Origin of the sequence: Maritalea mobilis (genome assembly GCF_019800885.1) — a bacterium.
GTDB lineage: Bacteria > Pseudomonadota > Alphaproteobacteria > Rhodobacterales > Rhodobacteraceae > Roseibacterium > Roseibacterium beibuensis.
In genome coordinates this window covers 1-13,189 of record NZ_JAHVKE010000007.1, presented here as the reverse complement: position 1 = coordinate 13,189, position 13,189 = coordinate 1, and the positions used below count along the sequence as shown (strand labels likewise).

The window sequence follows — 13,189 nt, the reverse complement described above, 5'->3', positions numbered from 1 at the left end:
TGGAATGCTAACTATCTTCACGAGGCATAGTCATAAAACCGAGCTTTCTCCATGAAACGCCGCATCTTTCTTTTGGGTACGACCACCGCACTTCTGTCTGGCTGCGCCAGCAGGTTCCGGGACTACGATGGACCGCAGGTCACGCGGCTCAGGATGTACAAGGATGAGCGTTTGCTAATCCTTGATGGCGCTGAGGGTGAATTGCGGAGGTTCCCGATCGGACTTGGCTTCGCGCCCGTGGGTCACAAACAGTTCGAAGGCGATGGCCGCACGCCCGAAGGGGCGTACATTATCGACCGCCGCAATCCGAACAGCGAATTCCATCTGTCCATCGGTATCTCCTACCCGAATGAGGCCGACATCGCGTTTGCGGAGTCGCACGGTCGTTCGCCCGGTGGAGATATCTTCATCCATGGTGGTCCGCGGCGCGGAATTGACCCAATGAATGTACGGGATTGGACGGCAGGCTGTCCTTCTGTTTCAGATCGCCATATTGAGATCATTTATTCGATGGTGCAGCTTGGCACGCCGATTGATATTTATCCCTGACGGACGCACCACCTTTGTGTGGGCAGCGTCCCGCGCCATCACCCCAGGTAGACATCCAGGAAAAGCATAATCACGAGGCCGATCGCTAGGCCGAGAGTTGCCCTGTTCTGATGGCCGCTACGGTGGGTTTCGGGGATGATCTCGTGGCTGATGACATAGAGCATCGCGCCCGCGGCAAAGGCCAGGCTCCATGGCAACAGCGGCTCTGACAGCGTGATGATTCCCGCCCCAAGCAATCCGCCGATGGGTTCGACCATGCCTGTGAGCGCCGCGATGCCCCACGCCCGCCATTTGGAATAACCCTCTCCAAGCAAAGCCACAGCGACGGCAAGACCTTCGGGTGCGTTCTGCAGGCCGATCCCAATGGCAAGGGGCATACCGCCTTCCATGCCGCCGGAACCGAAGCCAACACCAACAGCAAGGCCCTCGGGGAAGTTGTGGATCGTGATCGCGATGATGAAAAGCCAAACCCGCCGAAGCGAAGCCCCCTCGGGTCCTTCGCGCCCAGTGTTGAAATGCTCGTGCGGGAGCTTTTCGTTCATCAGCGCAACTGCACCCATCCCGAGCAGGATTGCGAGGCAAACGATGGCCGCAGGCGCTGCCTCATTCTCAAACCGAATATCAGCTGCGTCCAATGCTGGAATAATGAGTGAGAAGAACGATGCCGCAAGCATCACGCCTGCCGCGAATCCGAGCGAAAGATCACGGGTAGCACGCGATGGGACACGGCCAAACAACACAGGCAGGGCGCCAACCGAGGTGAGTGATCCAGCAGCGAGGCTTCCAAGGGAGCCAAGCACTACGGGGGAGAGAGTTTCCATGGCAGTCCAACCCGTATGTCAGCGATAATGCGACTCGTTCTCAGTATGCCTTCCGGATCAATATGGGAAGGCCTCTTTGGCTTTGCGTTTCGTAGTCAGGACTGGTGACGGTCGGAACGGGTGACATGATTGTATTCGCGGAACACATCAAAGCCTCTCAGAAGCCGAAGTGGCACTATTGGGAGCCAAAATTTGTTCCATACGTGCGCGGGCCTCAGTGAGGCGCGACAGCGCGGCTGCATCATCCGCTTCGGGATCAACCGCGTTAGCCAGACGGTCGTCGGCGAGAGGGTCTGTTGGACGGCCGTTCACGAGCACTTCGTAATGAAGGTTCGGGGCCGTGGTAGTGCCGGTTTCTCCGACGCGCCCGATCATATCTCCGGCGTTGACGCGCTGACCTTCGGCGAGACTTTCAGGCACAGTACTAAGATGCGCATAGCGCGTCATGATATCGGGACCGTGGGCTATTTCGACAACACGGCCATAGCCGTTTCGCCATCCGATGAAGCTCACGCGGCCCGGCGCTGTCGATTGCACAGGCGTTCCATGCGCCGCGGCAAAGTCCACGCCCGTATGCATTCTTACGTTACCAAAGACCGGATGCGTGCGACGCCCGAAGACAGAGCTCATGCGTGCGCCCACCACGGGTTGCGCGAAAACGCGCAGCACATCGCCATCTACATAGATCGTCGCCTGTCCGCTGGCATCATCTGGCCATACAACCTCATAGAGGCTCCCCGCGATCTCCAACGCAGCGAAGGTAAGATCCGGCTGGCCGATCCGATCTTCGCCAAGACGCGCCTCGCGCCACAGCAGGCGGAGCCTTTCTCCACCGGCCATCTCTCGGCGGAAATCCACGGTGCCGCCCAGCATCTGAGCGAGGTCGACGGCAAAACGGGCAGGAATCCCGGCTTCATCGAGCGCGGCGAACACTGAGGTCGAAATGATCGCTTCACCGGCTACCGTCACAACTTCCGTCTCCGGGGCCATAACTTGCGTGATCATCTCAGTTCCAAAAACTGCTTCGATCCTCACACCGTCCTCAATGGCCAGGGTTACCGTCTGCGGGCCGCCGTCCATGGTTGAGACGACCGTGAGCGAATGGCCCGGCCGAAGCCGTCGCAGATCGTATTCAGCGCCGATTGCCAAGGCGACTGATGCCCGGTCGGACGCCGCCATCCCGGCGTCGGCCAGTACTTCATCAAGCGTTTCGCCGGGTGCGATATCACGGGACCAAGTCGACAGAGGAGGTTGGATCGCTGGCGGCTGTGCGTCGATGGCAGGGGGCAGAAAAGGGGGCAGGGGGCGTTGATCGCGCGCACTCTCGGATTGCATCGTTGCGAAACGAACTGCTGCGTGCTCAATGGTGTCGGGAAGCGTCGGTGGCTCGGGCAGCCACAGGGATGCCTCGTCCAATCCGCTCGGTACCGGGTCTCTCAACCAGGTCCCAGCAGCGAAAATCGCTGCCCCTGAGACACCAGCCACAATTGCCCAACCCGTTGCTGTCGTCCTCAGCATCATGTCGTTTCTTCCATTTCTTGTTGCAGTGCGCGGCGGATTTTTGGCAGCGCGAAGTCTCTTGCCTCATGGTAATCGATCGTGGTGACGAATTGCCCCTCGGCGTCGAATAGAAAGACGCTGGCGGTATGGTTCATCGTGTAGTCTCCGCCGTCGGTCGGCACTCTTTCAAAGACGTCACGAAAGCCCTCCGCCGCGCGAGCGATCTGCTCTTCCGGACCTGTCCAGCCGCGGATTGCCGGGTGGAAATAGCTGACGTACTCCGCCATCGCGGCGACGGTATCCCGCTCGGGGTCGACCGTAATGAAGATCACGTTCAGTAGCGCTGCCTCATCGCCCAACGCGTCAAGCCAACTCGAGATATCGGAAAGCGTGGTCGGGCAGACATCTGGGCAATAGGTGAAGCCGAAAAAGGCCATTGTGGGATTGCCGAGAAGGGCCTCCGGCCCGACAGCGTTGCCTTCATGATCGGTCAAGCTGAACGCCATCTCGGTCAAAGGCATGGGGCGTTGCCCCATCGGCTCCGGTGAGCCGGGGCCGTCGACTTGCCACCACCCCACGAAAAGCATCATGCCAATGGCCGCGACGGCGGTTGCGCCAATGCCCCAAACACGCATTCGCTTCATCAGTCTTCGGGCCCACGCGCCGCGAAGCCAAGGATCGGCACTTCGACCGTCGCTTCACCACCATCTTCGAAGACCAGTGTTAATGGAAACGTCTCCCCTTCGGTCATTGGCTCTTGTAGTTGCATCAACATGGCGTGCAAGCCACCGGGTTCCAGAGCCACGCTCTCTCCCGGTGCGATGGCAATTTCGTCGGTGGGCGTCATGCTACTGACGCCGTCGGCGCTGGTTCTTGTTTCATGTATGGCGGGCATCATGGCCAGTGGGGTCGAGAGTCCAATCAGTGTCACAGGCTCTGTGCTGGTGTTGCGGATCGTCATAAAGGCGGCACCGGGACGGTTCATTCCAATGGACGCTCGTGCCCAAGCGCCGTCGATGACGATATCGTCCGCGTCGGCTAGCGCAGGCATGGAAGCACCCGCGAAAGAGAACAGCACCAACAGCGCGCCCGTGGATACGATCTTTTTCATGTGTCTAATTCCCAGTCAATTAGTTCAGCTCTGCGCTGCAGCGACTTGCGCAGCAACCAACCGTCGCAATTCCGCCTCACCGAATGGATCAGGCGAAATGCCGTTCACGAAGAAGGTCGGCGTCTGACGAATACCGACGGTTTCAACGTCGGCACGATCTTGGTTCAGGATTGCCACGACACCGGGCGACAGAATTTGCGTGCGCGCAGCGTCGACATCGAGACCTGCTGTCGCGGCGATTTGCAGAAGACGGCCAGGTGCAGGCGCTCCGTGGGACGCCCAATTTGGTTGTTCGCGCAAGACAGCTTCGAGAACTGGTTCAAAGACACCCTGCATACGGGCCGCTTCCAGCACGCGGATCGCTTCCTCGGACGCTTCTCCATGGAACGGTGTGTACCGAATTACGACACGGACGGCGTCACCATGTTCGGCCATGATGTCTTTCACGATTGGATGAAAGGCGCGGCATGCCTCGCAGGCAGGATCGAAGAATTCCACGATCGTGACAGGCGCCTCTTCGGGCCCAAGGACGGGTGAGTAGGGGCGGATCATGGCCTGTGCCAGTTCCGGTGCCAAAGGCTCCGCCTCGACAATCGGACCTGGCCTTGTTGCCAACCAGGTCGCACCGCCGAAACCGGCAACGCCCAAGGCGAGAACGGACAGGATTAGGCTACGTCGGTTCATGTTCGTGTGTCCTTCAGTGAATGGGCTGACAGCATTCCGACCAGGGCGAAGGCCGCGAGGGCCATCAGCGGGATGGGAATGCCGAAAACCAATTGGTTGTCGTCAGTGCAAGAGGGGCCAGTGGCTGTGCAGGGTTGGATGCGCTCGGGGATCAGGCCCGCATAGAGCCCCATATGCCAAAGTGCGATTGCACCGCCGCCGAGGGCCAGTGCGATGCCGTATCGGCCGACCCGCGTGTCCTGCCACCAGAGACCAAGACCAAGGATGATGGCCAGCGGGAACATGAAAGCGCGCTGGAACCAGCACAGGACGCAGGGTGTCTGTCCCAAGACTTCACCGATGAAAAGCACGGCAAGTGAGGCTACGACTGCGATGATCCAAGCCAGCCCAAGGGCGGTTTCTCCGGTCAAACGGTTCATCTGGCCTCCATCATGTTCTGCAAATCGGTGAGGATTTCTTCCGCGGGTGTGCCGTAGGGCCAGGAGGTCGCAAAGCCAGCCTCGGGGTCGAACAGGAACAGATGCGATGTGTGTCCCATGGTGTAGCCGACAGGTGCGGCCGCTTCTTCGATCCGCTCAAAGAAGATCGGGAAGGTCTCAGATGTGCGTGCGATCTGTTCCGGCGTTCCGGTAAGGCCGATAATGTTCGCGTCGAACAGCGGGACGTATTCGGCGAGTGCGGTCGTCGTATCCCGTGCAGGATCGATCGTGATGAACAGAGGCTGCACTTCCGCGGCGTCTTCACCCAGGCCGTCCATCACGTAGGCGACTTCGGACAGCGTGGTAGGACAAATATCTGGACAGTTGATGAAGCCAAAGAAGAGCAGCATCCAGCGCCCATCGAAGTACTCATCTTGTTGCACCATTCCGCGGTGATCGGTAAGCTCAAAATCTGCGTAGAAAGCAGGACCAGACCTAGTCTGTGCGCGATCATCACTAAGATTTGGCCAGAGCAATAGCCATGACGCAGCAAGCGCCGCGACAGCCACCAACAGCCATAGAATTCTTCGGACGAAATGGCGGGACAACTAGGTTTGCCTTCGTTTGGTTTCTGTTGGATCCGTGCGCTACATCCTCTAGCAACTTTAGGTTCAAGACGGAAATTCGCTGCGCGACGCAACATCACGAGGACGTGACCCCAGCCCTTGCCACCTGTAATGCCGAAATCTACACAGACTTTACGTATGTTGGGGGATTGAGCATGCTCACGATTGGAACCTTGGCGAAGAGAACCGGCACCAAGGTGCAGACGATCCGGTACTATGAGCAAATCGGCCTGATGCCCGAACCTGGTCGGACCGAAGGCGGGCAACGTCGCTATGGTAACGCCGAGCTTGATCGTCTCGCATTCATTCGGCACAGCAGACAGTTGGGATTTCCGCTCGACGCGATCCGGGAGTTGCTTGATTTGTCCGACGCGCCGGACCGGCCCTGTCACGAAGCCGATGAGATTGCACGCCGCCAATTGAAACTTGTCGAGCAAAGGATGAGACGCTTGAAAGCGTTGCGCGCGGAATTGAAGCGCATGGTCAAGGAATGCAGCGGCGGCAAAGCATCGCAATGCCGTGTTTTGGAGGTGCTCAGAGACCATTCGGAGTGTCTGACCGAGCATGATCAAATTGGCACTTGAGTAAGCGCAAAAAAAGCTTCCAAGTTTCCACTTGAAGCTGCAGTGACTGTAGCAATTATCTATATCCTCGAAAGATTCGAGGAGATCATTTGTGGCACATAAAGACCCATTGCTGACGACAACTCCGATCCTGGATTTTGGGGCGGCTTCCATCGCGCGCCTCATCGATGGAAGAGGTTGGCATGATTTGTCTGACACCGACAAGATCGGAGCTGTGTATGATTTCGTGCACAATGAAATCGCGTTCGGTTACAACCGCGCCGATGATATTTCGGCTTCCGAGGTGCTGTCAGATGGCTATGGCCAGTGCAATACCAAGGGCACGCTTCTCATGGCACTCCTTCGGGGTGTCGGCATCAAATGCAGGATCCACGGGTTCACGATCCACAAGAGCCTTCAGCGCGGCGTTGTCCCGGAACTGGTCTACCCGATTGCGCCGGAAGAGATCCTGCATTCGTGGATCGAGGTCGCACTGGACGGCAAGTGGATCAATCTCGAAGGCTTCATCCTCGACAATGCGTTTCTGAAGGTTCTGCAATCTTCGTTTGCCGACCGCGAGAGTCTGTGCGGTTACGGTGCCGGGACGGATTGCCTCGGCGCGCCGCCTGTCGAATGGATCGGCCAGGATACCTACATCCAGGACACCGGGATCGTGCAGGATTTCGGAACGTTCGACACGCCTGACGCCTTTTATGCAGAGCATGAACAGACGTTCGGTCGTTTCCGTGGATGGCTCTATCGCAACATCATCCGGCACTGGATGAACGCGCGGGTGCGGGCCTTCCGCGCGGGCCGTCTGAAACCCGACGCCTCAATTGCGCACCAGCATGAGGGAGAGACCCGTGCCGCATGATCACCACGGCCACAGCCATGTCCATCTGGACCCATCCAGCGGAGACCGCCGCGTGGCGATTGCGATTTGGGCCAACGGCCTCCTGACCGTCGCCCAGATCCTCGGCGGCATCTTCGCAGGGTCACTCGCCCTGATCGCGGATGCGCTGCATAACTTCTCGGACATGGCCGCGCTCGTCATTGCCTTTGCTGCTCGCAAGATCGCGCGACGGCCCGCAGATGAACGCATGACCTTCGGCTATGGTCGGATCGAGACCGTGGCAGCCTTGATCAACTACACGACGCTGATCGTGATCGGTCTTTATCTGATCTATGAAGGTGCCATGCGCCTGTTTGAACCGCCAGAGGTTCAAGGGTGGACCGTCGTCATCATTGCGGGACTGGCACTGGTAGTCGACGCCCTGACGGCGGCACTGACCTATTCGATGCAGAAGGGCAGCCAGAACATCCGCGCGCTATTCCTGCACAACCTTTCTGATGCTCTGGCCTCCGTAGCGGTGATCATCGGCGGCACGCTGATCATCCTTTATGACATGCGTTGGGTGGATCCGGCGATCACAATCGGGATCGCGCTTTACATTCTGTACCTGGCATTTGCTGAGATCGGTGGTCCGATCCGAACGCTCATGCTTGGAAGCCCGCCAGACATCGATGGACGGGATGTGGTGGCCCTCCTGCGCCAAACAGACGGAGTACGTGACGTCCACCACGTGCACCTGTGGCAAATGGAAGAAAATGCGCCAGCCCTAGACGCGCATGCCGTCATTGAAGACACAGCATGGGACCGATTGGAACAGATCAAGGCAGAGCTGAAGGCCCGCATTGGCGCAGAGTTCGGGATCAATCACTCAACTCTGGAGTTCGAGCGGAATGGCGCCTGTGACGCTGCGGCGCCACTGTTCGGTCACGACGATGCCAGTGGCGATGATGCCCATAGTCACGGACAGGCTGACAATGCATAACCCCGCTGAACTCGTAGTGAATTGCGGTTGCGTTCAAGCGTCGGTCTACGTCGTAATGATTGTCTCTCGGGCACCAACGAAGAACCCACCCAGAGGCGAATGCCCATGACCACGACAACTGGCGACGTTTCCGCACCGCGTCCCCGCATTTTCGTTCTCGACATCGCACGGGTCGCGGCTCTTTTGGCGATGGCGGTGTTTCACTTTGTGTTCGATTTGGAGATCTTTGGCTATGTCGATCCCGGCACGACCAGCGCCGGCTTTTGGCGTGGCCTTGCCATAGCCTCTGCTGGTTCCTTCGTGTTTTTGGCTGGCGTTGGCCTATGGCTGTCCCATTCAAATGCCATCAGATGGGCCGCCTTTAGCAGGCGTTTGGCCATCATTTTGGCGGCGGCAGCGCTGGTTTCCGTCGCGACCTACATTGCGTTTCCTGACGCCTTTGTGTTCTTCGGCATCCTGCACTCGATTGCCTTGTGCAGCGTCTTGGGATTGGCCGCTCTGCGCCTTCCGATTGTCATCATCGTACTCCTCGCTGTCGCGGTATTCTTCGCACCGGACTTCGCGGCATCCCCGGCTTTCAACGCACCGTGGCTTTGGTGGACGGGCTTGCAGACGATCCCACTGAGCACCGTGGATTATGAGCCGATTTTCCCCTGGTTTGCGGCCTTCTTGGCAGGCCTCGCGGCGGCGAAATTGGCATCGTACTTAGGCTATTGGGAGAAACTCTCCACCACCAAGACGTCGCGCACGATGCGTGTATTCGGCTTCTTCGGACGGCACACGATCGTGGTCTATTTGACCCACCAACCCGTTTTGATATCTTTCATCTGGGTGGCCACACAGATCATTCGATAGGGTCGGTTAGACGCGAAATGGCTCAACACTTGCGCCTATTTCTTGTAACCGAGTGCGCTGGACCGCGGTTCACTAACTGCCAGTCAGTTCGCACACGTCTCGCTCATTGCCTGACGAAACTTTGCTGCGCTCAGCAGGAATGGCCGCACTTTACGCCGCACTGCAGTACTAAAGATGATGCGCCCGCAGAAAATCTCTTCTGCTTGCGCTTGCAGCGCGAAATTGAATTCATAGGTCGGGCTCAGTGCTGACCTTCGCTGCAGTTGCAACCGCATTCTCTATGTCGAGTGCACGCCAAACGTCCGGTTTGAGGGATTTTAGCAGATGATCGCGGCGTTGCAGCGAACGTCTGCTTTCCGCCCTTGAGTGTTTGGCCAACGCATGCTGCACTTTTTCAGGCCGTCGCCAAGGAACTGGAAGCGCACCTCCAGCGCTCCGGAAAGGCATAACCGAGGACGACCTCAAGATCTGATCGGCTACCTATCCTTCCATGACTGCCTCAGCTTCTTGCGGCATGCTCCGCAGAGGTTGTTCAGGCCGCCGCCAAGGGATTGGACACCAGGGCTTCGCCCGCCGCAGTCTTCGCACGTGAACATGGCGTCCCATTCGGCGTCGCGAAGACGACGCTGCACACGGTCGTTGCCGCCCCGGACATAGACCCGCAACTCGCCGAATTTCTCCTTCACCTGGAACACGGTGATGGTCAGGCCGTCTTCTTGCCGGATTTTCTCGAGATCATCGAAAAGGCTCTCGAGGATGGGCAACCATCCCGGACCGCAGCAAAAACCGTAGGCCTTCAGGTCCGTCGGCTCCGATCCAAGGAGCGCGGGGTGTTTTGCGAGGATGTCGTCATAGGTCTTGGTCATCGATGTGGTCCCTCATACGGCCGATGGGACGTTTTCCATTTGCCGGACAGGTCGATGCCTCCGGATCGGCATGTGGCCTTCTCAATGCAAAACGTGCTTGTGTTAAAACGTCTCTCCGTCATCGCAGCAGCCGGGCCAGCGCCTTGATCTCTTCGCGTGACCGAGGGTTCCATTCGAACGGATAGCCGATGGAGACGCAGCGGACGTCGGTCTTGCCGACCATTGCCTGGCAGCGCCTGTGGGAATGCCCGAAGAGCCAGGCGTCGGGCGCCGTTTCGAGGATCAGCGGATCAAGGTTGGAGTGGAAGGCGGGGGTAAGATGATCGATCTCACCCACCGCCGTTGCCGGGCTTGGCCCGTGATGCGTGACGACGAGGGTCGTGCCGTCGGGCCCCGCGAAATGCGGGCTGTGCAGGCGCTCAGTCAGCCATGCGAGGTGATCTTCATTCACGCGCAGCACATCTTCGGGCAGGATCTGCCGGCGGTAACCCGAGGCGACATCAAGCGACTGCCCCGTGGTGATCTGGACATAATCGTTCAGCCCGAGCCGCGCGGCGGCCGCGCCCCCTTCGGCGTCGTCATTGAACGCGAAATCTGTCCATAACGTGCAGCAAAAGATCCGGACCGTACCGATGCGGATCTCGTTCTTCTGCGCAAAGCGCATGCCGACCGATCCCGTCAGACGGCGCAGCTCGTCATCCCCATTGAGGTGGAAGCGGTAATAGTCGTGGTTGCCGGGGATGATGACGACATCCCGAGGCAGGATGTATTCCGCGATCTCGCGCAGGGCCCCGGTCCAGTTTTGTCGGGGGTTGTTCACGATGTCACCCGCGACGATCAGGAGATCAGGCGCGCTGTCGCGGATCCACCTCCCGAGGCCCATGTCGTCGAGCACGCGCGCGCCGACACGCCACCAGCTGTCGGCATGAAGGTCGCCAAGCACGAGGATACGGGGCATGAGATCGGTCATTCTAATTCGCTCCTTGGCTCTACGGCGCTCCACAGGGGATTGATCGGCAGGGTCGCCGCGCGGTGCTTGATCTCTGCCAAGCCGACAGGCCGGAAGTTCCAGACGTCGACACCGACGTTCACGGCATTTCGGGATCCACGCCAGTTTTCATGGACGTGTCCGAAGAGCTGCAGAGCGCCGTGCAGCGCTCCGGGGAAGGTGATCATGGGGTAGTGGCACAGCGTCAACCGGGAGCCCCCATCCCGGATCTCGACGAGATCATGCACACTTGCCCACCCCGGGAGCTTCGCCATCCAGGGCTTGTCGTGGTTGCCGCGGACGAGATGCTTGCGGCCGGGGATAGAGGCTAGCATGGTCTCGACGCGGCCCGCCTCATCCGATCTGACGAAGGCAAAATCCCCGATGATCCAGAGATCCTCACCGGGTGTCATTCCCTCTTGCATGGCGCGCAAAACAGCGCTGTCCATCTCCTTTGTAGAGGCGAAGGGACGCTTGCAGAATTCGATGATCCGGGCGTGGCCGATATGCAGGTCGGCTGTATACAGGTTTGCCATCACCGGCCCTCGAAGGCTGGACGCGCGGCATCAAGCAAGACCAGCTGCGCGTTCAGGAAGGCCTGAACATCCGCCATCTCGGGACGAAACCTACCCTCGTTTTCCCTGTGCTTGCCCAGCCGATACCAGCGCGACGATGTCCGCGCGAGGCCCCGCGCCGGATCAAGAAAAACCAGGGCGCTGGTGAAGACCGCCTCGTCTTCAGGCAGATGCGGGTGGCCCGTGACCCCAGTGGCATCAAGGCAGAGATTGCCGATCCCGCTGATGGCGAAAGCCCAGTCATGAAGCGTCGGCGCCGCGGCGAGATCCTCTTGTGTGGGGCCCGTCAGCACAGCGGCGGCCGCCTCGACCATGTCCTTTCGGAAGATCATTTGAGCCTCCCCTTTTCAGCGCAGCTGTCGCAGATGTTCTCGACCGCCCAGGGACCATGGCCAAAGAGGCTTGGATGGCGCCGGAGAATGTCCATCGCCGCGGGCGTGATGGAATAGTCTTTCCGCTCCATGGCGATCTCCTTCAGTGCAGCACCGGCTTGTGTTGAAGCGTTTCGGCGCGCGCGAGCAGCCGATTGACGTCGCGCAAGCTGAAACGGCGATGCGTGATCTTGGGACCCCTGAGAATGGCTTCCACCACGGCGTCGATTGCAGCTTCGCCTAAACCCGTCGCCACGCCCTGCCGCCGCGCAAATCGAACAAGGTCGTCCGCCGTCACGTCGGGCAACTCGATCACCTGGCAGCGGTTCAGAACAGCCGGGGCGATCGTCGCGGTCTGGTTCGACGTCAGCACCCAGGAGATCCGCGACATGTCGAAGGGCAGCCGATACATCGGGCATTCCCAATGCTTCGCCGTGGCCGGCTCGAGCAGGGACAGCAGCGCATCGGAGAACGAGAAGCGGGTGCCCTTGCCCGATGTCGCTGACCCGGCCTTGCAGAGCTCGTCCACGACACAGAGCGGGTTGATCAGCCGGCGTTGCAGGATGACCTCGAGGGGTCGCCCAGCCTGTGCGCTCCCCCAGCCCCTCTCGAGGCCGGTCAGCGCGAAGCCTGCGGCGCTCTTCGAGGCGTCGATCTCGATCGAGGGCATGGACAGCCGCTCGGCCAGGCGGCGGGCCCAGACGGATTTGCCGATGCCCCACGGGCCGTTCAAGATAACAGGCCGCAAGGTGATCGGCTCGCCAAGGCGCGCCACCCGGCGCAGGGCGTGCCACGCATGTTCAGTGGCGGGGCCCATCCAGGGCATCTCATCGTGAAGTGCTGCGGCGATCTCGTCGGCCCAGTGTTCATCTCCGGGCATGACGGCCGGCAGCCCGTTCTGGATCGGTTTGAGCTTTTCGGCCTCTTCCTTGCGCAGATCAGCAAACGGATTGACCGGAACGGTCTTGCCATGGGCGAGGCGTTTCGCCCGGCGCGCGATCCGCTCCCGGTCGCGCATCCGTAGCAAGATCTCGCTGGCCTGAAGCGGGGGGAAAGGCTGGCCGACAGCGGCTTGCTCGTCCGACACGCCACATTCTTCCTTGAGAGCCGTCCTGGCGTCGAGAACCTTTTGGAGATCCTCTTGGCTTGGAGGCTTAAAGCGTAGCTTCTGAAGGTGGCGGGTGAACCACGCGATGAGCTCTTTCTCATCGTATTTCGGCTCGGTGGCCTGCTCGGTGAGCAGGAAGGGATAGAGGTCTTTGGTCGACATGCGCTGACTCCACGGATGGAGGGAGACAGGGATCGGCCGCGATGTGGGGAAAGATCAGGAAAGCACGCAAAGGCCGATCCCGGCGAAAGGCCGGGTCAGCTACTTATGAAGTGGGCGCAAGTCCTGAACATGTGCCGCAAGATGACGAGGGGACGC

Annotated in this window: 19 protein-coding genes; 5 read left to right on the top strand and 14 right to left on the bottom strand. The window is 59.6% G+C overall.

Annotated features, from left to right (window positions below; all coding sequences use genetic code 11):
* Positions 1-51: 51 nt before the first annotated feature.
* The gene (locus KUV65_RS17660) at positions 52-549 is read left to right on the top strand and encodes a L,D-transpeptidase family protein (protein ID WP_222192058.1); all 498 of its coding nucleotides are present in this window, start codon (positions 52-54) and stop codon (positions 547-549) included.
* A gap of 38 nt (positions 550-587) precedes the next feature.
* Here KUV65_RS17660 and KUV65_RS17655 read toward each other — a convergent pair whose 3' ends face one another.
* The 7 genes from KUV65_RS17655 to KUV65_RS17625 all read right to left on the bottom strand — a co-directional run bounded on the left by KUV65_RS17655 (position 588) and on the right by KUV65_RS17625 (position 5,653).
* Positions 588-1,370 (bottom strand): ZIP family metal transporter, encoded by a 783-nt coding sequence (locus tag KUV65_RS17655; protein ID WP_222192057.1) that lies wholly within the window; start codon positions 1,368-1,370, stop codon positions 588-590.
* A gap of 147 nt (positions 1,371-1,517) precedes the next feature.
* Entirely contained in the window at positions 1,518-2,891 is a 1,374-nt protein-coding gene (locus KUV65_RS17650) for a M23 family metallopeptidase (RefSeq protein WP_222192056.1), read from the bottom strand.
* Positions 2,888-3,514: an SCO family protein gene (locus tag KUV65_RS17645; RefSeq protein WP_222192055.1), complete on the bottom strand. Its 627-nt coding sequence runs from the start codon at positions 3,512-3,514 to the stop codon at positions 2,888-2,890. Before KUV65_RS17645 ends, KUV65_RS17650 begins: the two co-directional genes overlap by 4 nt.
* The gene (locus KUV65_RS17640) at positions 3,514-3,981 is read right to left on the bottom strand and encodes a copper chaperone PCu(A)C (RefSeq protein WP_222192054.1); all 468 of its coding nucleotides are present in this window, start codon (positions 3,979-3,981) and stop codon (positions 3,514-3,516) included. Before KUV65_RS17640 ends, KUV65_RS17645 begins: the two co-directional genes overlap by 1 nt.
* A gap of 24 nt (positions 3,982-4,005) precedes the next feature.
* A complete protein-coding gene (locus tag KUV65_RS17635) occupies positions 4,006-4,665 on the bottom strand; it encodes a DsbA family protein (RefSeq protein WP_222192053.1) in 660 nt (219 codons plus the stop codon).
* Positions 4,662-5,084: a disulfide bond formation protein B gene (locus tag KUV65_RS17630; RefSeq protein WP_222192052.1), complete on the bottom strand. Its 423-nt coding sequence runs from the start codon at positions 5,082-5,084 to the stop codon at positions 4,662-4,664. The genes KUV65_RS17635 and KUV65_RS17630 overlap by 4 nt, the downstream gene beginning before the upstream one ends.
* Positions 5,081-5,653: an SCO family protein gene (locus KUV65_RS17625; RefSeq protein ID WP_308124734.1), complete on the bottom strand. Its 573-nt coding sequence runs from the start codon at positions 5,651-5,653 to the stop codon at positions 5,081-5,083. Before KUV65_RS17625 ends, KUV65_RS17630 begins: the two co-directional genes overlap by 4 nt.
* A 212-nt stretch (positions 5,654-5,865) precedes the next feature.
* Here KUV65_RS17625 and KUV65_RS17620 point away from each other — a divergent pair, with 212 nt between their 5' ends.
* The 4 genes from KUV65_RS17620 to KUV65_RS17605 all read left to right on the top strand — a co-directional run bounded on the left by KUV65_RS17620 (position 5,866) and on the right by KUV65_RS17605 (position 8,963).
* Positions 5,866-6,294 carry a MerR family transcriptional regulator gene (locus tag KUV65_RS17620; protein ID WP_222192050.1) on the top strand — a complete coding sequence of 143 codons (429 nt, stop codon included), beginning with the start codon at positions 5,866-5,868 and terminating at the stop codon, positions 6,292-6,294.
* A 91-nt stretch (positions 6,295-6,385) separates the two neighbouring features.
* Positions 6,386-7,147: a transglutaminase-like domain-containing protein gene (locus tag KUV65_RS17615; protein ID WP_222192049.1), complete on the top strand. Its 762-nt coding sequence runs from the start codon at positions 6,386-6,388 to the stop codon at positions 7,145-7,147.
* Positions 7,137-8,108, top strand: coding sequence for a cation diffusion facilitator family transporter (locus KUV65_RS17610; protein ID WP_308124730.1), 972 nt, complete (start codon positions 7,137-7,139; stop codon positions 8,106-8,108). The genes KUV65_RS17615 and KUV65_RS17610 overlap by 11 nt, the downstream gene beginning before the upstream one ends.
* A 105-nt stretch (positions 8,109-8,213) precedes the next feature.
* Positions 8,214-8,963, top strand: a complete 750-nt coding sequence (locus KUV65_RS17605; RefSeq protein ID WP_222192047.1) for a heparan-alpha-glucosaminide N-acetyltransferase — start codon at positions 8,214-8,216, stop codon at positions 8,961-8,963.
* Between the two features lie 83 nt (positions 8,964-9,046).
* Here KUV65_RS17605 and KUV65_RS17600 read toward each other — a convergent pair whose 3' ends face one another.
* From KUV65_RS17600 to KUV65_RS17575, 7 genes are all read right to left on the bottom strand, one after another.
* Positions 9,047-9,238 (bottom strand): hypothetical protein, encoded by a 192-nt coding sequence (locus KUV65_RS17600; protein WP_222192046.1) that lies wholly within the window; start codon positions 9,236-9,238, stop codon positions 9,047-9,049.
* A 201-nt stretch (positions 9,239-9,439) separates the two neighbouring features.
* Positions 9,440-9,829 carry a hypothetical protein gene (locus KUV65_RS17595; RefSeq protein WP_222192045.1) on the bottom strand — a complete coding sequence of 130 codons (390 nt, stop codon included), beginning with the start codon at positions 9,827-9,829 and terminating at the stop codon, positions 9,440-9,442.
* 118 nt (positions 9,830-9,947) lie between these two features.
* Positions 9,948-10,799 (bottom strand): metallophosphoesterase, encoded by an 852-nt coding sequence (locus KUV65_RS17590; RefSeq protein ID WP_222192044.1) that lies wholly within the window; start codon positions 10,797-10,799, stop codon positions 9,948-9,950.
* Positions 10,796-11,353 carry a metallophosphoesterase gene (locus KUV65_RS17585; protein WP_222192043.1) on the bottom strand — a complete coding sequence of 186 codons (558 nt, stop codon included), beginning with the start codon at positions 11,351-11,353 and terminating at the stop codon, positions 10,796-10,798. The genes KUV65_RS17590 and KUV65_RS17585 overlap by 4 nt, the downstream gene beginning before the upstream one ends.
* On the bottom strand, positions 11,353-11,706 hold the full coding sequence (locus KUV65_RS17580; protein WP_222192042.1) for a DUF6634 family protein: 354 nt from the start codon (positions 11,704-11,706) through the stop codon (positions 11,353-11,355). The genes KUV65_RS17585 and KUV65_RS17580 overlap by 1 nt, the downstream gene beginning before the upstream one ends.
* Positions 11,707-11,720: 14 nt before the next feature.
* Positions 11,721-11,855: a hypothetical protein gene (locus KUV65_RS18150; protein ID WP_261331877.1), complete on the bottom strand. Its 135-nt coding sequence runs from the start codon at positions 11,853-11,855 to the stop codon at positions 11,721-11,723.
* 11 nt (positions 11,856-11,866) lie between these two features.
* On the bottom strand, positions 11,867-13,033 hold the full coding sequence (locus tag KUV65_RS17575) for an AAA family ATPase (RefSeq protein ID WP_222192041.1): 1,167 nt from the start codon (positions 13,031-13,033) through the stop codon (positions 11,867-11,869).
* Positions 13,034-13,189 lie beyond the last annotated feature (156 nt).